Source organism: Streptomyces sp. NPDC047028 (genome assembly GCF_040644095.1).
Taxonomy (GTDB): domain Bacteria; phylum Actinomycetota; class Actinomycetes; order Streptomycetales; family Streptomycetaceae; genus Streptomyces.
The window spans coordinates 1-19,174 of the sequence record NZ_JBEYVS010000058.1; the positions used below are offsets into that span (position 1 = coordinate 1).

Genomic DNA, 19,174 nt, shown 5'->3' on the forward strand with positions numbered 1-19,174 from the left:
CCTGCTGGGCGCGTTCGCCTCGGCGTTCACCCTCTTCGGCATCGCGCTCCTGTACGGCTACTCGGGTTCGGTAGCCTGGAGAGACATGCTCACGTACGACGTTGATATCTGGTCCATCCGCAAGCGCGCCGGCCGCCCAAAGCCGTGGGAACTTCGGTGGCGGGTGGGTGAACGCCCGCACTCCCGGAGTTTCAAGCTCAAGCCGCAAGCGGACGGCCGCCGGGCGGAGTTGATGGCGGCTCTCCGCGACCATCAGCAGTTTGATGAGGAGACCGGTCTTCCCGCGGCTGAGTTGATGGCGCGCTCGTCTCCGTCGTGGTTCGAGCACGCCACCGAGTACGTACTCATGAAGTGGCCGCGTGCCGCCGCCAAGCACCGGGCGAGCATCGCGGAATCTCTCGCCGTCGTCACCCCCGTACTCGTCACCACCAAGCGCGGGATTCCCCGTGCCAAGGTGCTGCGGGCCGCGCTGTACCAGTGGGCATTCCGTGCCGCTCGTAACCCGGAAGGCGTGTGGGTGCCTCGCCACGTGGCAGAGGAGCCGCCGAGCGAGATCGGCGCCGCGCTGGAGTGGATTGCCGCCCACTCTCGCAAGGTCAAGGAATTGGAGGACCCCGCGCTCCTGCGTCCCGCCCTCGAAGCGCTCTCCCTCAGGTTGGACGGGAGCAAGGCCGCCGAGAACACGGTCCGTCGCAAGCGCATGGTGCTCAGCAACGTGCTGCGCTACACGGTGGAGGAGAAGGGCCTTCTCACAGCGAATCCGCTGCCGCGCGTGGACTGGACACCGCCCGAGAGCGACGACGAGATTGACTTCCGGTACGTCCCGGGCCCGGACGTGGCGCGCGCCCTGCTCGGAGCTGTGCGCGACTCCGGGCCGCGCGGCGAGCACCTTCACGCGTTCTTCGGATGCCTGTACTACGCGGCCATGCGGCCGGGGGAGATCGTCGCCCTCAAGGCATCCGACTGCACGTTGCCGCCGAACTCACCGGACAACGTCAAGGAGTGGGGCGAGCTGCTGCTCGGAGAGAGTCGCCCGGAGGTGGGCGGAGGCTGGACGGACGACGGCACGTCGTACGAGACGCGCGGCTTGAAGCGCCGTAAGCGGGGTGCAACGCGCGCGGTCCCCATTCCTCCCGTTCTGGTGCATCTACTCCGCGAGCACATCGCCCGGTACGGCACTGCCGAGGACGGCCGGCTGTTCCGGGCAGCGCGGGGAGGGCGGGTGCCGTCCACCGAGTACTGCGACGTGTGGGAGAAGGCTCGCAAAGCCGCTCTCTCTCCCCGTGAGACGGAATCCGCGCTCGCGGCAGTCCCCTACTCCCTGCGGCACGCGGGAGTCTCGCTGTGGATCAAATCGGGGGTCGACCCTGCGGAGGTGGCCGCTCGGGCGGGCCACAGCATCGCCGTGCTGTACCGCTTCTACGCCAAGATCCTTAAGGGCGGTCAGCAGCACTCCAACAACCTGATTGCTCGTGCCCTGGACGAGGAAGATCAGCCCTGATCCTGGCCCACAGATGGCCCATACGCACTGGTCAAGGGCGGGATACGGGCGAGAAAGGGTGAGACACGTTGCACGCAGAAGGGGTGTCCCGGCGACCGGGACACCCCTTCTGACCTGCACTGTCTATGACCTGGGCGGAGGCGGTGGGATTTGAACCCACGGTGACATCGCTGCCACGACGGTTTTCAAGACCGTTCCCTTCGGCCGCTCGGGCACGCCTCCCCGCGCCGCACGGTGGGTGTGGCGCGGGTACAGGTTACCGGCCTGACGGGGTGTCCCGGGCGGTGGTCCTGAAGGGGGCGTCAGTTGTCGCCCTGGCGGGCGCCCAGGGTGAGGGTCACCGTGTGTTCCTGGCCGGAGCGCTTGTAGGTGACCTGGACCTTGTCACCCGGCTTGTGGGTCCAGATCTCGCCGATCAGGGTCGGGCCGCTGTCGATCACCGTGCCGTCGAGCTTGGTGATGACGTCGCCGGGCTTGAGGCCGGCCTTGTCGGCCGGGCCGCCCTGCTCGACCGCCGCGGAGCCGGCCGCGCCCTGGTCGGTGATCTTCGCGCCGTTGGTGGTGTCCTCCAGGGACACCGAGGCACCGATCTTGGCGTACACCGGCTTGCCGGTCTTGATCAGCTGCTGGGCGACGTACTTGGCCTGGTTGATCGGGATGGCGAAGCCGAGGCCGATGGAGCCGGACTGCCCGGAGCCGAAACCGCCGCTTCCGGTGGACTGGATCGCGGAGTTGATGCCGATGACCGCGCCCGAGGAGTCCAGCAGGGGGCCACCGGAGTTGCCCGGGTTGATCGACGCGTCGGTCTGCAGGGCGCTCATGTACGACGCCTTGCTGCTGGCGCTGCCGTCGCTGGAGGCCACCGGGCGGTTCTTGGCGCTGATGATGCCCGTGGTGACCGTGTTGGACAGCCCGAACGGGGCGCCGATGGCGATGGTCTCGTCGCCGACGGCCACCTTGTCCGAGTCGCCGAGGGCGAGGGGCTTGAGGTCCGAGGGCGCGTTCTTCAGCTTGATGACCGCGACGTCGTACCCCTGCGCGTGCCCGACAATCTCGGCGTCGTACTTCTTGCCGTCGGGGAACGTCGCCGTCAGTTTGCCGCCGTCCACGGCGTCGGCCACCACGTGGTTGTTGGTGACGATGTGGCCCTGGGTGTCGAACACGAACCCGGTGCCCGTGCCGCCCTCGCCGCTGCTGCTCTCGGCCTCGATGGTGACCGTGCTGGGCAGCGCCCTGGCCGCCACGTTGGCGATCGTGCCGGGGGCGCGCTTGACCTGGGAGGCGGTGCCGTCGGAGGCGGAGACGGTGGTGGAGCCGTGGTTGTCGTTGTCCTTGGCCAGCGTGTAGCCGATGCCGCCGCCCAGGCCGCCCGCGACCAGCGCGGCCACCAGGACCGCGGCGAACAGTCCGCCGCGCCTGCTGCGGGGCTTCGGCGCGGGCTGCTGGTAGGAGGCGCCCCAACCGCCGGGGCCGCCCGGTCCGCCCGGGCCGGTAGGTACGCCCGCGCCGCCGTCGGCGTAGGAGGGCGTGGCGGGCGGCGGAGGCGGCCACGATCCGTCCGAAGCCGGGCCCGCGGGGCCAGCGGGGCCGGACGGTTGGTTCGCGGGGGGCTGCGCCTGCGCGTCGTACGGCCCCTGGTGGGTCGGTCCCTCGTGGGCCGTCGCCTGGTGGGCCGTGGCCTCGGGCGCGCCGGGGGCGGACTGCGGCACCGGCGGGAGCGGAGCCGTAGGCGCGTTCCCGCCGGGCGCGGAGCCCTGCGGGGAAGCAGCGGGAGATGCCACCGGCGCGGGAGGCGCGGACGGGGCCGGGGGTACCGGGTTGCCCTCGTTCTCGGTGCTCACAGCTCTTCTCCTCGATCCACGGCTGTTGTCCTCGGTCCTACGGTCACGCTCGTCGGTCGCGCGCTCACGCTGGTCGGTCGCACGGCACGCTCGTTCGTTCATACTCGCTCACGCGCGCGGACGCCCCTCGGGGCACCCACGCGCGTGGGACACGGGCCCGCTGCGACGCGGTCGTACACGGCCTGGTCCCGGTCGTATGCAGTCAGCTTTTCCCACGGGCCGTCAGAGCACCATAAGCGGTGGCTGTGGGTCCAGGGGCACCCTTTATATAGGGCTCTTCAGACAAAACTTACATAAGCCGTATCGCACGCGCCTCCGTTCGCCGCACGAACGTACCCGGGCCGCCCCACGTACCCGGCGACGGTGGCACCATGACGCGGTGACCCACGCACCACAGCACCGCATCCAGGTCGTCGCCCACCGGGGAGCCTCCGAGGACGCTCCCGAGCACACCCTGGCCGCGTACCGGAAGGCGATCGAGGACGGCGCGGACGCCCTGGAGTGCGACGTACGGCTCACCGCCGACGGCCACCTGGTCTGTGTGCACGACCGGCGGGTGAACCGTACCTCCAACGGCCGCGGTGCCGTCTCCGCCCTGGAGCTGGCCGACCTCGCGACCCTGGACTTCGGCTCCTGGAAGAACCGCGACGCCTGGCGCGGGCGGGACGAGGAGCCCGACTGGGAGCACCGGCCCGAGGATCGCGAGGAGACGTCGGTCCTCACCCTGGAACGGCTGCTGGAGCTGGTCGCGGACGCCGGGCGGCCGGTCGAACTGGCCATCGAGACCAAGCACCCCACGCGGTGGGCCGGCCAGGTCGAGGAGCGGCTCCTGGTGCTGCTGAAGCGGTTCGGCCTCGACGCCCCGGCCTCCGCCGACGCGTCGCCGGTGCGGATCATGAGCTTCTCGGCGCGCTCGCTGCACCGGGTGCGGGCCGCCGCACCGACGCTTCCGACGGTCTACCTGATGCAGTTCGTCTCGCCCCGGCTGCGCGACGGCCGGCTGCCCGTGGGCGTGCGGATCGCGGGCCCCTCGATGCGCATCGTGCGCGGTCACCCGGCCTATGTGGAGCGGCTGAAACGGGCCGGCCACCAGGTGCACGTGTGGACCGTGAACGAGCCCGAGGACGTGGACCTGTGCGTAGGGCTCGGTGTCAACGCCATCATCACCAACCGCCCGCGCGCGGTACTGGGCCGGCTCGGCCGCGGGTGAGGTCGCCGCGCTGATCACAAGAGGGCGGTAAAGAGCTGTGCACGGGGCTTGACCCCGCTGTGCCCCTGCTGGATGCTCCATTCTCGGCCACACCACTGAAATCAAGCCACACGAAGACAAGCCCTTCACGGGGAGTGCTCCGGCGCATTCGGTCCGTAAGTGATCGTTGTGAATGCGTCGTCGGACAGGGATTGGCCGGTTTCCGGTACAGGCCAATGGGGCATCCACACCGTGGCGTGGGGCAAAGGAGGTCTCGGGGGTGGCGTTGGTGGTGGCACAGGAGGTGCCCACGTCGTCGAGCATGGCCGTACCCCATGGCCCTGCGGGCGTGGGGAAGGCGCGGCACCGGATGCGCGCGCAGCTGCGCGGCGGCGGCGTTTCGGAATCAGTCATCGACGATGCCGTACTGATCCTTTCCGAACTTTTGAGCAACGCGTGCAAACACGGCCGCCCACTGGGCGACGCTCCGGCCGGTGACGGCGATGTCCGTGCCGCCTGGCAGGTGGACGCGCACGGGCGGCTCGTGGTGGAGGTGACGGACGGCGGCGGCCCGACCAGGCCGGCCCCGGCGACCCCGTCGGTCACCGCGCGCGGCGGCCGCGGGCTCAACATCATCACCGCGCTCGCCGACGACTGGGGCGTCCGGGACGACGTCCACGGCGAGGTGACGGTCTGGGTGCTGGTCCACGAGGACGTGCACGACCCGGACACCGGACGGCACCGGGACGACTTCGCCGCACTGGGCTGCGCCCGGCCGGCCGTCGCCCCCATGGCCTCCGCGATCCCGGCGCTGACCGAGCTCGACTTCGCAGAGGCGTTCGAGAACCTGGACTGAACGGGCCCGGTTGCGGGCGTTGTCCACAGGGTCGGTCCATCGACCGTGGGTTCAGGGTCGGCCGCGCGGGCCGTTGTCCACAGGTTCCCGTCGGCCGTGGCGTGAACGGCTAGGCTCGCGCCGTACGAGACGAGCCGCAACCGGGAGACACCCACGATGGCCAAGAAGCGCCCCCAGACGAAGGCCAACCGCCCGCAGCTCAGCGACGAAGAGATCCCGGTCGTCGGTGCCCGTGAGCCCTGCCCGTGCGGCAGCGGCCGGCGGTACAAGGCGTGTCACGGCAGGGCCGCGGCGCACGCGGTGACCGAGCTGGTGCAGCGTCCGTTCGAGGGGCTGCCCGGCGAGTGCGACTGGGTGGCGCTGCGCGAGCTGGTCCCGGCCGCCACGGTGGAGCTGCCGCTCAAGGACGGCCTGCCCGAGGGCGTCCCGTCGGTCACGCTCGCCACGGTGCTGCCGATGGCCTGGCCCGCGCTGCGCCGCGACGACGGCTCGGTGCTCCTCGGCCTGCAGAACGACACGGCGTCCGGTGACATCAGCCGCGACCTCGCCGACACCCTGCGGCGCGCCCTGGAGACGGAGCCCGGCAGTCCCGTGCAGGGCCGGCGCGCCCCCGCCGACGGTCCGCGGCTGCAGGACCTGCTCGACCCGCAGGGCGCGTTCGAGCCAGTCGTGCACAGCGGCTTCGAGTTCTGGGTGCCGGACGCGGACAACGCCGCCCCGGAGGTGGCCGCTTCCCTGGAGCGGGCCAACGCCGCCGCGATCCCGACGGTGAAGCTCACCGGTGTCGACGCCGCCTACTGGTGCGAGACGCCGGAGAAGAACCACCTGCGCTGGGTCATGCCGCACCCGGAGGAGCAGCTTCTGGACGCTCTCGCCCGGCTGCACGCGGCGGGCCGCTCCAGCCTCGGCGAGGGCACCAGGCTCGTGGGCTCCTTCCGTGCTCACGGCCTCACCGTCCCGGTCTGGGACCTGCCGAGCGGGATCACCGCGGACGACATCGAGAAGCCGGCCGCCGAGTTCGCCGAGCGGCTCGCCGCCGCCCTCGCCTCCCCGGAACCGCTGACGCCGGAGCAGCGCCGGGCCCGCGGCGGGCTGACCAACCGGCAGGTCACGCTGAGCTGACGTACCGCGCCCCCGTCGGCACAGCTGACCGGCCGGTCAGTCGTGCCGACGGCACCGGAACGGGTGACTCCTGTCACAACTCCCCGTCGTGACAGGGAAATCGATGTCTGAATGGCCGAGATCGAATTTGCGAACCGGCGATCTCTTGTTACCGTTCAGGTAGCCCGGTTGCTGGTGCATCCCCCGTCGCCAGCAACCGGGTCTTCGCATGCCCCCGGTCCGGCTCCGGAAAGTGGGCGGACAGTCCCCGGTCAGGCGCCTGACGGCCGACTGACAGTCCCGGGTCAGCCCTCGGCCAGTCCTCTGACAGTCACCGGCCGAAGCCGCCGGACAGCCCCGGGACAATCGCCGGCAGCCCCCGGGCCTCAGACCGTGCGGCCCCGGACCGGCTCGCCTCAACTTACTTCCGTGTCCCCGGAGTTGCTCCCCGACCGCAGCAGCAGCGGGCCGTCCGCGCCGTGCGCGGCGAACTCGGAGACGGCCGTGTAGCCGTCCAGCGCGCCCCGGGTGTGCTCACGGGGCGTCTCACAGGTGGCCGGCTCGTCGTCGGTCGCCGCGGCACAGCGCATCTGCAGGGTGTGGCCGCCCGGTTCCATCAGGCTCAGCACCGTGTCCAGCGCCTTGCCGCTGGTGTTGCGGTAGTAGGTGCGCCCCCAGGTGTCCTCGCCCTGGGTCAGCACGCAGGTCTGCGCCTCGACCCCGTCGGGTGAGGTGAGTTGGGGACCGCAGCGGGCGGCGGTGGCCAGGCCCAGGCCGAGTACCAGCGGGGAGGTCCCGCCGGCGGCGGGCAGCTTGGCGTCGCCGGGCGACTCGGCCCGCTCGGAGTTTCGTACGGCGTTCCGGGACGCCGCCGTACCGTTCGGCGCCCGCCCGGTGTCGCCCACCGGCCCCGCCGACGCCACGGCCAGCGGCAGCGCGACCGCGGCCACCACCACTCCCGCGAGGGCGAGCAGCCGAAGCCTGCGGGGGTCCGGCCCGCTCCGGTGCGCGGCGCGGGCGCCGTGTCCCCCTGGAATTCGCAGCATGTGCGGACGATAACGACCACCGGAGGGCGACCGGCCCGCCCGCGCCGGACACCCCGGCAACTCGGACCTGCTCACACCCGTACGAGTGAGCGCCCGGACAAGCGCCCACCGAACACGCCCCCGAGGCGTCCACTCCGGAGCACCAGGCGCTCCGGAGCATCATCCCGGAGCCCAGCCGAACCGGAACCGGAGCCGCTACACCTCGGGCGCGCTCACACCCCGGCGCGTCAGCGCGTCGACCACGGCGTCCACCACGGCCTCCACGTCGGGCACCCAGGGCGCGGCCGAGCCGGGCAGCGGGGCGCGCTCCCAGCGGATGGCACCCTGGCCGGTCTCCGACGGCGGCAGGGCGAGGTAGCCGCCCTCGCCGTGGAACCGCAGCGAGCCGGGCACGAAGTCCTTCGCGTACAGCAGCTCACCCAACTGCTCCATGGTGTACGGCTTCACGAGCAGCGACCACCGGGTGGGCGAGGCGATCACCGGGCCGAGACGCATGCCCCGCTTGTCCAGCAGGGTGAGGGCGTGGGAGGCGGCGAGCGCCGGCAGGCTGACCGCGCAGGGCGCCTCGCCCCCGGTGGCCAGGACGATCGGCGCCGCCGGCCGGTTGGTCCACCACCAGCGCACCATGCGCGCGTCGGTGGTGGCCGCGAGCAGGCCGGGGTCGAAGGGGTGCGCACCGGGCACCGTGCACTCCGGGTCGGGGCAGGCGCAGCGAGCCCGGCCCTCGGGGTCCGGGGCCACACCCGGGAGTACGGGCCACTGCCATTCCGTCGCGAAGGTCAGGGCCGCGCTGATCGGCTCAGGCCTCCCGCCGTTCCGCCTGGACAGGAGCCTGCGTCGCCTTCCGAGGATCTCGCGCATGAGCGCTCGTTCCTTTCCGTTGCACCGCTGGCAACACCGAGGACCACATCACACCATGTGTCGATCACTTCACTGTGCGTACCTGTTGGCGCATCACACCCCTGCGCACGGCAGGGGGAACCCCAAGGGGTCGAGCAGGGGCCGCGTCCGCGTCCATAGTGCGTCCACCAAAACCACGGTTGCGGCATGGGGGTGGCGAAGTCTGGCGTTTTGCGTCGCGCGTGTTCCTCTTCGCCTCCGCCACGGGAGGATGGGGCTCGGCCGTCGGTGGTTATGACGCCCGGGTCCGTCGCCAGGTTCCGGATGGTCCCCAACCACCCCTGGCCTTCTCCGAGTACGTACCCATCACGACCGATGTGACGCTCCGTGGAGCACGCCCAGTCGACCGCAATGAACCGTTACCCGAGGCAGTTTTCAGCCAACTTGGCAGTAAGGCAAGGGGTCTGAAGGGAACGCACTCCAGACCCATGGACACCAGGAATCCCGGCAGGACAATGCTGGACATCCCCTCACGAGTGCGTGTACATGTGGAGACACTGCTAGCGGCGCAGAATGACATGGGGGTTCGCGATGCTTTTGAGCAATACGCACCGGTCTGGAAGCCGGACGACATGAACGCCCCGCACCCTTCGAAAGTGGCTGGAATCGATTCAGCGGTTCCCACGCCCGCACAGACTGTCGCGCCCACCTCACACACCACAGGTGCCGGCCCCTCTCATCCTGTCCCCGCCGTCCCCGCGCCGGGCGCCCCCGCCCCCGGAGCGCTGCTCCAGGACCGGCTGGCCGGCTGGGTCTCCGACCTCACGACGCTGCACGAGCTGACCGAGCGGCTGTCCCGGACGAGCACGCTGGAAGCCGCCCTCCAGGAACTGCTGCGGGCCGGCTCCGCGCTGGTCGGCGCCCGCCGCGGCCTCGTGGTCCTGGAGCCCGCCGACGGGCTCGGCCCGCACACCACGATCGGCCTCGGTCTCGGCCGCGCCGATCTCGGCCACATGGAGACCGTGCCGCGCGGCTCCCTGCCCTACGGCCCCCTCCTGGACCCCGGGACCGCGGGCGCGAAAACCGGTCCCGGCACCGGCACCGCCGGCGACACCGAGATCGTCCACGCCGACCTGCTCGCCGAGGACGGCCTCGACCCCCGCCACCGCGAGGTCGCCGCACGCCTCGGCTACGCCGCCAGCTACGCCCTCCCCCTGTCCACGTCCGCCGCCGGACGCCTCGGCGCCGCCGTCTGGCTGTACGACGAGCCCGCCGAGCCGGACGAGCGCCGCCGCCACCTGGCCGGCCTGTACGTCCGCCACACCGCCGAGCACCTGGCCCGGCTGGTGGAACTGGAACGCACGCGCGCGTGCATGGCGACCATCACCGATGAACTGCTGCCCTCCCGGCTGCCCCGCGTGGCCGGCGTCCAGCTCGCCGCCCGGCACCGCACCGGGCCGCGCGGCGGCGGCGACTGGTACGACGCGCTGCCCCTGCCGGACGCCGCCCTCGGCCTCTCCGTCGGCTCCGTCACCGGCTCCGGGCCCAGCGCGGTGGCCGCCATGGGCCGGCTCCGCGCCTCCCTGCGGGCGTACGCCGTGATGGAGGGCGAGGACCCCGTCGCCGTCCTGTCCGACCTGGAGCTGCTGCTGCGCCTCACCGAGCCGGCCCGCTGCGCCACCGCGCTCTTCGCCTACTGCGAACCGGCGCTGCGCAAGGTCACCCTGGCCGGCGCCGGGCACAGCCCGCCCCTGCTGATCGGGGAGCGGCGCACGGAGTTCGCCGAGACCTCCGTCTCCGCGCCGCTCGGCATGCTCGCCTGCTGGGAGGCGCCGAGCGTGGAGATCCAGGCCGAGGCCGGGGAGACGGTCCTGCTCTACACCGACGGGCTGCTGCACCGTACCGGCGACCCGATGGACCGGGCGTTCGCCCGGCTGCACGCGGCCGCCGCGAGCGTGCCCCGCTCCCTGCGCACCGACCCCGAGGCCATCGCCGACCACGTCCTGCGCACCGTCCTGCCGGACGGCCTGGACACCACCGACAGCGAGGAGGACGTGGTCCTCCTGGCAACCCGTTTCGACTGAGCCCGGCAGACCCGGCGACGCCCGTGAGCGGCCGGGCGGCGGGGCCCCAGAGGGGGCGGAGCGCCGAAGGGCGACCGACGACAGCCGGTCAGGCCTCCGCACGAGAGCATCGAGAACGGCCGGGAACCGGAGCCGGGTGACGCACAGCGGCGGCCAGCCGGCAGACGGACGCCAGGCGGGGGAGGGCGAGGGCACGGCAGGCGATGACGGGGCAACGACGGTCGATGGCCGACCAACGGCCGAGCTAAGGCAGGCGATGGCCCGGCGAAGCCGGTGCGAGCGGCGACAGAGGCCGTGAAACCGCAGCCGGGTGACGGACGGCGGCGGGGCGCCGGCAGCCAGGCGTCAGGCGTCAGGCGTCAGGCGTCAGGCGTCAGGCGAAATGACGACCGGGAACCGGCCGGGGCACGGCGGACGACGACCGGGCAACGACAGGCGATGGCTGGGCAACGGACGGACTACGGCATGCGATGACCCCGCGCCGCCGGGGTGAGCGCCGAGCCTCGGCGGGCAGGGGCCGGACGCCACCCCGAGGCCCCGTTGACCGACGGCCGGTCGGCGGCCGACGAGCGGCCGGATAGCGGCCGACCGGCAGCCGGGTCGCGGCCGGACGATGGTCGACACGCGGCCGGCAGGCGGTCCCGACGCGCCCGACCGGGCAGGGCGCCGGTGATATGACCGGGCATAGCAGGTCATCCGACCCCGTCCCACTCCGGTACGACCGTACGATGATGGAGGCCCCCGCTCGGCCACAAGCAGGAGCGCCGCGGGCCCCGGGGGAGATCACATGGCGTATCGAGGAGGATCACGTGTCCGACGAACTCAACCCGGTCGTGCCCGACACCGCTACCGCGGAGGGCCCGGAGACTGAGTCCGAGGAGCCCATCAAGCAGCGCAAGAACGGCCTGTACCCGGGCATCTCCGACGAGCTGGCGGAGAACATGAAGTCCGGCTGGGCCGACACCGAGCTGCGTGACCTGAAGCCGATCCCGCACGCCGCCGAGACCGCACGCCGACGCGCCGCACTCTCCGCCCGCTTCCCGGGCGAGCGCCTGGTGATCCCGGCCGGCAACCTGAAGACCCGCTCGAACGACACGGAGTACGCCTTCCGCGCCTCGGTCGAGTACGCCTACCTCACCGGCAGCCAGACGGAGGACGGCGTCCTCGTCCTGGAGCCCACCGCCGACGGCCACCGGGAGACGATCTACCTCCTGCCCCGCTCCGACCGGGAGAACGGCGAGTTCTGGCTCTCCGGCCAGGGCGAACTGTGGGTCGGCCGCCGCCACTCCCTGGCCGAGTCCGAGGCGCTGTACGGCATCCCCGCCTCCGACGTCCGCGAGCTCGTCGGCACGCTGCGCGAGGCCACCGGCCCGGTCCGCGTGGTGCGCGGCCACGACGCCGGCATCGAGGCCGCCCTGACCGACAAGGTCACCGCCGAGCGCGACGAGGAACTGCGCGTGTTCCTCTCCGAGGCCCGCCTGGTCAAGGACGAGTTCGAGATCGGCGAGCTGCAGAAGGCCGTCGACTCGACGGTCCGTGGCTTCGAGGACGTCGTCAAGGTCCTCGACAAGGCCGAGGCGACCAGCGAGCGCTACATCGAGGGCACGTTCTTCCTCCGCGCGCGCGTGGAGGGCAGCGACATCGGCTACGGCTCCATCTGCGCGGCCGGCCCGCACGCCTGCACCCTGCACTGGGTCCGCAACGACGGCCCGGTCCGCTCCGGCGAACTGCTCCTGCTGGACGCGGGTGTGGAGACGCACACCCTCTACACCGCCGACGTCACGCGCACACTGCCGATCAACGGCACCTACGACGCACTGCAGAAGAAGATCTACGACGCCGTGTACGACGCCCAGGAGGCCGGCATCGCCGCCGTTCGGCCGGGCGCCAAGTACCGCGACTTCCACGACGCCGCCCAGCGCGTCCTCGCCGAGCGGCTCGTCGAGTGGGGCCTGGTCGAGGGCCCGGTCGAGCGGGTCCTGGAGCTGGGCCTGCACCGCCGCTGGACGCTGCACGGCACGGGCCACATGCTCGGCCTGGACGTCCACGACTGCGCCGCCGCGCGCGTGGAGACGTACGTGGACGGCACGCTGGAGCCCGGCATGGTGCTCACGGTCGAGCCCGGCCTGTACTTCCAGGCCGACGATCTGACGGTGCCCGAGGAGTACCGGGGCATCGGCGTCCGCATCGAGGACGACATCCTCGTCACGGAGGACGGCAACCGGAACCTGTCGGCGGGCCTGCCGCGCCGCTCCGACGAGGTCGAGGCGTGGATGGCCGCCCTGAAGGGCTGAGCCACGGCGTCCTTGAAGGGCTGAGCCGCGTTCCCGGTGGCCGGGTACCGATGCCGGTACCCGGCCACCGGCCTGTGTGCCTCCGGGCGCGAAGGCTCTAGAAGACGGCCGGGTCGCCGTCGTGCAGGATCCGCTGGAAGAGGCGGCAGTCGCGCCACGCCCCGTTGATGTGCAGGTAGTCGGGGGCCAGACCGATCGGCTCGAACCCGCACTTGCCCAGCACCCGCTGCGAGGCGGCGTTGTCGACCAGCGTGGACGCCTCGATGCGGTGCAGCCCCACCGTGTCCCGGGCGGCCTCGCAGACCTGCCGCACGGCCGAACTCCCCAGCCCCCGGTTCTGCTGGTCGGCGCCGACCCAGTACCCGAGGTAGGCGCTGCAGAACGGGCCCCGGGTGATGCCGGACAGGGTGATCGTGCCGACGATCCGCCCGCCGGCGGCCTCCATGACCCAGGGCACCAGGGCCCCTTCGGCGAGCTGGCCCAGGAGCCCCGCGACGCGCTCCGCCTGCCCCTGCTCGGTGAAGAACGACTCCGTCCGGACCGGCTCCCACGGTTCGAGGTGCTTTCGGTTCTCCGTGTACGCGGAGGCCAGTGCCCCCGCGTCGCCGTCCGCGAGCAGCCGCAGCACCACTCCGTCCGCTATGTCCCCACTCCCGACCATCATGCGGGCACTCTAGGGCCTACCGGTCCCGCCGGGCTCTCATGGCCTGTCGGTTCGTCACGCCGTGAGCAGCGAGGGGTCCGTCTTCCACTTGAGGATCTTGTCGAAGCTCACCACCGTGCCCCGCCGGCCCGGCTTGGCGCCGATGTGGACGTGGTCGGCGAGTTCCTGGATCAGGCACAGGCCCCGCCCGTGCTCGGCGTCCGGCCGGGGCGGCCGCAGCGTCTGGGTGCGGTGGAAGCCGGTGCCGGAGTCGGCCACCTCGATACGGCACTTCTCGCCGTCGAGGTAGGCGGTCACCCGGTAAGCCTCCGACGCGCCGTCCGGTGTGCGCCCGCCGTGCTCGACGGCGTTCGCACAGGCCTCGCTGAGGGCGACGGACAGGTCGTAGGAGACGTCCGGGTCGACGCCCGCGGTCTCCATCGTGCCGATCAGCAGCCGACGGGCGAGCGGCACGCTCGCGGCCTCGCGGCGCAAATGGAGTGACCACCAGATGCTCATGCTCCAGCCTCCCGGCCGCGGCTCGACATACGAATACCTATTGCCGCCCGTACCGGGCCGTAAGCACCCCGATGACGTGACTCCCCCCATACGGGCGATGCGCCCCGGAAGGTTTCGGTGTATGAGAACCGCAGAGGGCAGGCCCCAACTGGGCAAACGTCGCGCGGCACCGCAAACCGCGGGCTGCCGTAAGGGTGTCGTGAAGCCAGTGGGATGATGGGCCCGCCATGTCTGCCCCCCACCCGCGCGGGACGCGCTCCGGACATCCGCTCCGGATTCTCAGGGCCGCGGTGTTCGCCGCGGTCTGCGTCGTGCTTGCCGCGGCCGGGCACACCCTGGCGTCCTGTGCGACCGTCCCTCTGTGGACGCTCGGCGCGGGCTTCCTCGGCTCCCTGGTGCTCGTGGCGCCGCTCACCGGGCGGGAACGCTCACTGCCCGGCATCGCCGCGCTGCTCGCGTTCGGCCAGACCGTCCTGCACACGCTGTTCGGGCTCGGCCAGCACGGGATGGCGATGGGCTCCATGGCCATGGGATCCATGCCGATGGGCCGGGCCGGCGCGCCGTCGGCGGGCTCGGCGCACTCGGTCCTGAGCGACGGCACGCTCGTCGAACGGGCCGCGCGGCTCCTGTGCGGCTCCAGTGCCACGTCGCTCACTGCCGGGCACGCCTACCGGCTGCTGCTCGACGCACACCTCATCGACCCCTCGGGCCGGGCCGTCGGCAGCCCCTCCGCCCCGCGCCACGCGTACGACGCCGTCGGCGCCTCGGCAGCCCTGCTGCCGTCGCTGCCGATGCTCCTCGGTCACGTCCTCGCGGCCCTGGCCGCCGGCTGGCTGCTGCGCCGCGGCGACCTCGCCCTGCTGCGCCTGATCGACCTGTCGGCCCACGGGGTCGCGGAGGCCGCGCTCGTACGATCGCTGCGCGCGGCCCTCGCCCTGGTGCGCGCCCTGTGTGCCGGGCCGCTGCCCGCCACCGGGCCGGCCCCGTGCGGGCACCGCACGCACCGGGACGAGGTACCCGCCCCGCGCACCACCGCACTGCAGCACACGGTGATCCGGCGCGGCCCGCCCGCCGCCGCGTTCCTCCTCGCCGCCTGACGCGACACGACCTCCCCCGACCGGTTCCGGACCGGGCCGGGAGGCGGGCCGCCGTCGTGCGGCCCGCGCGCGTGCGCGACCCGGAAAGCCCCCGTCCCCGGCGGACAGCCGGCAGGGGCAGGCCGAGCGGCCGTCCAGGCGCACGCGTACGTCCCGTCATCACCGGAACCCACCCAGTGGAGTGCTCCCTGCCATGAAGGCATCTCGTATCGCCGCCGTCACCGCCGCCGCCGGCACGGCCGTCCTCGCCCTCGCCGTCCCCGCCTCCGCGCACGTCACCGTGCAGCCCGAAGGTGCCGCGGCCAAGGGCGGCTACACGGTCGTCGACTTCAAGGTCCCCAACGAGCGTGACAACGCCTCGACCGTCAAGCTCGAGGTCAACCTGCCCGCCGACCACCCGGTCGCCTCGGTCATGCCCGAGCCGGTCCCCGGCTGGACCGCCCACATCACCACGTCCAAGTTGGCCAAGCCGCTGACGGTGCACGGCAAGAAGATCGACGAGGCCGTCACCAAGGTCACCTGGACGGCCGACGGCAAGGGCATCCAGCCGGGCTACTTCCAGAAGTTCCCCGTCTCGCTCGGCGCCCTGCCCGAGGACACCGACCAGCTCGTCTTCAAGGCCCTCCAGACGTACTCCAACAAGGAGGTCGTCCGCTGGATCGAGGTGCCGCAGAAGGGGCAGGACGAGCCCGAGACGCCGGCGCCGGTGCTGCAGCTGACCGCCGCGGCCGACGACCAGGGCGCCTCCGGCGCCCGGAACGCCGCGGACAAGACCGCACAGCAGACCGCCGCGGCGGACGACTCGCAGGGCGACACCGACACCACCGCACGCGTGCTCGGCGTGGTCGGCATCCTCATCGGGGCCGCGGGCGTGGCCTACGGCGTCTTCGCGGGCCGCCGCCGGTCCGCCTGAGCCCACACCGTTCCGTCCGCGCACAGGGGGTCGTGCGACGCTGTCGTACGACCCCGGTGCGCGCCGGAGTTCACACATCTGGGACATTTCTCTATGCGCAAGAAGACGTTCGCCGCGGCCGCCCTGCTCGCCGCCGCCTCCTTCACCCTCTCCGCCTGCGGCAGCGACGACGCCGGCAAGTCGCCCGTCTCCGTGGTCGGCGAGACCGGCCCCGCCAAGGCCGGAACCGTTCTCGACCAGCCGTTCAAGAAGCCCGATTTGGTGCTCACCGACACGCACGGCAAGAAGTACGACCTGCGCGCCGAGACCAAGGGCCACCCGACGCTGATCTACTTCGGCTACACCCACTGCCCCGACATCTGCCCGACGACGATGAGCAACATCGCCGTCGCCAAGAAGTCCCTGCCCCAGGCCGAGCAGAACGACCTCAGGGTCGTGTTCGTCACCACCGACCCGGCCCGCGACACCCCCGCCGAACTGGGCAAGTGGCTCAAGGGCATCGACCCCCAGTTCATCGGGCTGACCGGGGACTTCGCCGCCGTCAAGGCCGGCGCCCGCTCCGTCGGCATCGCCATCGAGCCGACCAAGAAGGACAAGAACGGCAAGCTGGTCTCGGTCCACGGCACCCAGGTCGTCGCGTTCTCCCCGAAGACGAACGCCGGATACGTCCTCTACGGCGAGAGCACCACCGTCGACGACTACACCAAGGACCTGCCGAAGATCGTCAAGGGGGAGACCCCGTGAGGCGCGCCGTCCTGCCCGCGGCCGCCCTCGCCGGTGCTCTCGCGCTCGCGGGATGCGGCTCGGACTCCGGCACGGGCTCCGGCTCCTCGAAGGCCGACCTGTCCGTCAGCTCCGCCTACATGCCGCAGCCGGTCTCGGCCGACATGGCGGCCGGCTTCCTGACGATCAGCAACAAGGGCGGCGCCGGGGACGAACTGACGTCGGTCACCAGCGCCACCGCCGGCGAGATCACGATGCACAGCACGGTCGGCGGCGCCATGGAGGAGAAGTCCTCCTTCGCCATACCCGCGCACGGTCAACTCGTGTTCAAAAGCGGCGGCAACCATCTGATGTTCGAGAAGCTGAAGCGCAAGCCGAAGCAGGGCGACACGGTCACGCTCACGCTGAAGTTCGCCGAATCCGGCCCCCTCACCGTCGAGATGCCGGTCAGGTCCGCCACGTACAACCCGTCGACCGGCCACTGAGGGAGGGACCACCTTGACGCGGACCATCACCCCCCGCCTGCGCACCCTGCTGCTGCTGTTCCTCGCCGTCACCGGCGCACTGCTCGCGGGCGCCGCGCCGGCCTCCGCACACGCGGCGCTGACCGGCAGCGACCCCGCACAGGGGGTGGTGGTCGACAGGGCACCCACCCAGGTCTCGCTCACCTTCTCCGAGAAGGTGGCGATGAACGACGACTCCCTGCGCGTCCTGGACCCCAGGGGCAAGCCGGCCCAGACCGGCACACCCGCCAACGTGAGCGGGACGACGTACGCCATCAAGCTCAAGAGCGGTCTCGGCAAGGGCACCTACACGGTGACCTACCAGGTCGTCTCCGCCGACAGCCACCCCGTCTCCGGCGCCTACACCTTCTCCATCGGGGCGCCGTCCCAGACCGTCGTCTCCGGGACCGCTCCCGCCGCGGGCGGCGGCACCGTCGGCTGGCTCTACGCGCTCGGCCGGTACGTGTCGTACGCCGGGTTCATCGTGCTGGTGGGCGGCGCCGCCTTCGTCCTGGCCTGCTGGCAGCGCGGCTCCGGGGTGCGGGCCGTGCAACGGCTCGTCGTCGGCGGCTGGCTCGCGCTCACCGCGGCCACCCTGTGGCTGCTGCTCCTGCGCGGCTCCTACACCAGTTCCGGGAAGCTCGCCGACGTCTTCGACCTCGACCTGCTCGGCCAGGTCCTGCAGACCAAGTCCGGCGCCGCACTGGTCTCCCGGCTGCTGCTGCTCGCCGCCGCCGCGCTGTTCGTGGCCGTCCTCTTCGGCGCCTACAACCGGCGGGAGGAGGAAGCGGAGAAGCGGGACCTGACCTTCGGGCTGGCGGTCGGCGGAGTCGTCGTCGCGGCCGGGCTCGCGGCGAGCTGGGCCATGGCGGAGCACGCCTCGACCGGGCTCCAGCCGGGCATCGCCATGCCCGTCGACGTCGTCCACCTGCTGGCGGTCGCCGGCTGGCTGGGCGGGCTCACCGCCCTGCTGGTCGCCCTGTACCGGGCGCCCGCCGAGACCCCGGTCGAGTTCGCGGCCGTCCGCCGCTTCTCCCGCCTCGCCTTCGGCTGCGTCCTCGCGCTGGTCGCCACGGGCGTCTACCAGTCCTGGCGTCAGCTGGGCTCCTGGTCGGCGTTCACCGAGACGCGGTACGGACAGCTGCTGCTGGTCAAGATCGGACTCGTCGCGCTGATGGTGGGCATCGCGTCGGTGTCCCGCCGCTGGACGGGCCGACTGGCGGACACGAGCGCTGCCGCGGAACCAGCTGAGCAGACGGCGACGGCACCCGAGAAGGAGCAGGTCGGCTCCACGGCGGGCAAGAAGACCGCATCGGGCGCGGGGAACACAGGGAAGTCCGCGGCCGGCACGGGCGTCGCGGAGGAGTCCGGCAAGTCTGAGGGGTTGGAGGCGTCCGAGGAGTCCCAGGCGTCCTCCGGTGGGGCCGCCGACAGCAAGCGGGCCGCTCAGCTCGCCCGGCAGCGGGCCGCCGTGGACACCGCCCGACAGAAACGGCTGAGGGACGGCGATCCGCACCGCTTCGGCCTGCGCCGCTCGGTGCTCGCCGAGGCCGGGGTCGCGGTCGTCCTGCTCGCCGTCACCACCGCGCTGACCCAGACCGAGCCCGGCCGCACCGAGCAGGAGGCCAAGGCGGCTGCCTCGTCGTCCTCCAGTTCCTCCGCGGCCTCCTCGTCCTCGTCCGGCGCGGTGACCCTGGACATGCCGTTCGACACCGGCGGCACGGACGGCAAGGGCTTGGTCCGGCTCGACCTCGACCCCGCCCGCGTGGGCGGCAACGAGATGCACCTCTACGTCCAACGGCCGAACGGACGTGCCTTCGACATCCCCGAGGTGAAGGTCGAGCTCACCCTGGAGGCGAAGAAGATCGGCCCGCTGCCCATCACCCCCGACCACATCACCACCGGCCACTGGGCGGCGACCGGAGTGCAGATCCCCATGGCGGGCGACTGGAAGATCGCCGTGACCGTGCGGACCTCCGACATCGACCAGGTGACCGTCTCCAAGAACGCGCAGATCGGCTGAA

The 19,174-nt window shown here is 72.0% G+C and carries 16 protein-coding genes and 1 tRNA gene; 11 read left to right on the forward strand and 6 right to left on the reverse strand.

Annotated features, from left to right (window positions below):
* On the forward strand, positions 1–1,501 hold a 1,501-nt coding region (locus tag ABZ854_RS33245), incomplete at its 5' end, for a tyrosine-type recombinase/integrase (RefSeq protein ID WP_361218585.1).
* Between the two features lie 135 nt (positions 1,502–1,636).
* Here the strand turns inward: ABZ854_RS33245 and ABZ854_RS33250 are convergent.
* Positions 1,637–1,723, reverse strand: a tRNA-Ser gene (locus ABZ854_RS33250).
* Positions 1,724–1,803: 80 nt separating this feature from the next.
* The gene (locus ABZ854_RS33255; protein ID WP_361218588.1) at positions 1,804–3,342 is read right to left on the reverse strand and encodes a trypsin-like peptidase domain-containing protein; all 1,539 of its coding nucleotides are present in this window, start codon (positions 3,340–3,342) and stop codon (positions 1,804–1,806) included.
* A gap of 379 nt (positions 3,343–3,721) precedes the next feature.
* Between ABZ854_RS33255 and ABZ854_RS33260 the strand changes: the two genes are divergently transcribed.
* The 3 genes from ABZ854_RS33260 to ABZ854_RS33270 all read left to right on the forward strand — a co-directional run bounded on the left by ABZ854_RS33260 (position 3,722) and on the right by ABZ854_RS33270 (position 6,509).
* Entirely contained in the window at positions 3,722–4,552 is an 831-nt protein-coding gene (locus tag ABZ854_RS33260) for a glycerophosphodiester phosphodiesterase (RefSeq protein ID WP_361218591.1), read from the forward strand.
* Between the two features lie 172 nt (positions 4,553–4,724).
* Complete coding sequence (locus tag ABZ854_RS33265) at positions 4,725–5,387, forward strand: ATP-binding protein (protein WP_361218593.1); 663 nt, start codon at positions 4,725–4,727, stop codon at positions 5,385–5,387.
* A 156-nt stretch (positions 5,388–5,543) separates the two neighbouring features.
* Positions 5,544–6,509: a DUF5926 family protein gene (locus ABZ854_RS33270; RefSeq protein ID WP_361218595.1), complete on the forward strand. Its 966-nt coding sequence runs from the start codon at positions 5,544–5,546 to the stop codon at positions 6,507–6,509.
* 395 nt (positions 6,510–6,904) lie between these two features.
* Here the strand turns inward: ABZ854_RS33270 and ABZ854_RS33275 are convergent, their stop codons facing one another.
* Both ABZ854_RS33275 and ABZ854_RS33280 read right to left on the reverse strand, forming a co-directional pair.
* The gene (locus ABZ854_RS33275) at positions 6,905–7,534 is read right to left on the reverse strand and encodes a hypothetical protein (RefSeq protein ID WP_361218598.1); all 630 of its coding nucleotides are present in this window, start codon (positions 7,532–7,534) and stop codon (positions 6,905–6,907) included.
* Between the two features lie 195 nt (positions 7,535–7,729).
* Positions 7,730–8,395, reverse strand: a complete 666-nt coding sequence (locus ABZ854_RS33280) for a bifunctional DNA primase/polymerase (RefSeq protein WP_361218601.1) — start codon at positions 8,393–8,395, stop codon at positions 7,730–7,732.
* 494 nt (positions 8,396–8,889) lie between these two features.
* On the opposite strand from ABZ854_RS33280, the gene ABZ854_RS33285 reads away from it, so the two are divergent.
* Both ABZ854_RS33285 and ABZ854_RS33290 read left to right on the forward strand, forming a co-directional pair.
* A complete protein-coding gene (locus ABZ854_RS33285; RefSeq protein ID WP_361218663.1) occupies positions 8,890–10,458 on the forward strand; it encodes a PP2C family protein-serine/threonine phosphatase in 1,569 nt (522 codons plus the stop codon).
* Between the two features lie 809 nt (positions 10,459–11,267).
* Positions 11,268–12,752: an aminopeptidase P family protein gene (locus ABZ854_RS33290; RefSeq protein WP_361218604.1), complete on the forward strand. Its 1,485-nt coding sequence runs from the start codon at positions 11,268–11,270 to the stop codon at positions 12,750–12,752.
* A 97-nt stretch (positions 12,753–12,849) separates the two neighbouring features.
* Here the strand turns inward: ABZ854_RS33290 and ABZ854_RS33295 are convergent, their stop codons facing one another.
* The gene (locus tag ABZ854_RS33295; RefSeq protein ID WP_361218607.1) at positions 12,850–13,416 is read right to left on the reverse strand and encodes a GNAT family protein; all 567 of its coding nucleotides are present in this window, start codon (positions 13,414–13,416) and stop codon (positions 12,850–12,852) included.
* Positions 13,417–13,470: 54 nt separating this feature from the next.
* Positions 13,471–13,914 carry an ATP-binding protein gene (locus ABZ854_RS33300; protein ID WP_129308093.1) on the reverse strand — a complete coding sequence of 148 codons (444 nt, stop codon included), beginning with the start codon at positions 13,912–13,914 and terminating at the stop codon, positions 13,471–13,473.
* A gap of 227 nt (positions 13,915–14,141) precedes the next feature.
* Between ABZ854_RS33300 and ABZ854_RS33305 the strand changes: the two genes are divergently transcribed.
* The 5 genes from ABZ854_RS33305 to ABZ854_RS33325 all read left to right on the forward strand — a co-directional run bounded on the left by ABZ854_RS33305 (position 14,142) and on the right by ABZ854_RS33325 (position 19,173).
* Complete coding sequence (locus tag ABZ854_RS33305) at positions 14,142–15,011, forward strand: hypothetical protein (RefSeq protein ID WP_361218610.1); 870 nt, start codon at positions 14,142–14,144, stop codon at positions 15,009–15,011.
* A gap of 193 nt (positions 15,012–15,204) precedes the next feature.
* Complete coding sequence (locus ABZ854_RS33310; protein WP_361218613.1) at positions 15,205–15,924, forward strand: YcnI family protein; 720 nt, start codon at positions 15,205–15,207, stop codon at positions 15,922–15,924.
* 93 nt (positions 15,925–16,017) lie between these two features.
* Complete coding sequence (locus ABZ854_RS33315; RefSeq protein WP_361218615.1) at positions 16,018–16,668, forward strand: SCO family protein; 651 nt, start codon at positions 16,018–16,020, stop codon at positions 16,666–16,668.
* Positions 16,665–17,132, forward strand: a complete 468-nt coding sequence (locus tag ABZ854_RS33320) for a copper chaperone PCu(A)C (protein WP_361218618.1) — start codon at positions 16,665–16,667, stop codon at positions 17,130–17,132. Before ABZ854_RS33315 ends, ABZ854_RS33320 begins: the two co-directional genes overlap by 4 nt.
* A 13-nt stretch (positions 17,133–17,145) precedes the next feature.
* Positions 17,146–19,173, forward strand: coding sequence for a copper resistance protein CopC (locus ABZ854_RS33325; RefSeq protein ID WP_361218621.1), 2,028 nt, complete (start codon positions 17,146–17,148; stop codon positions 19,171–19,173).
* The last annotated feature ends 1 nt before the right edge of the window (position 19,174 follow it).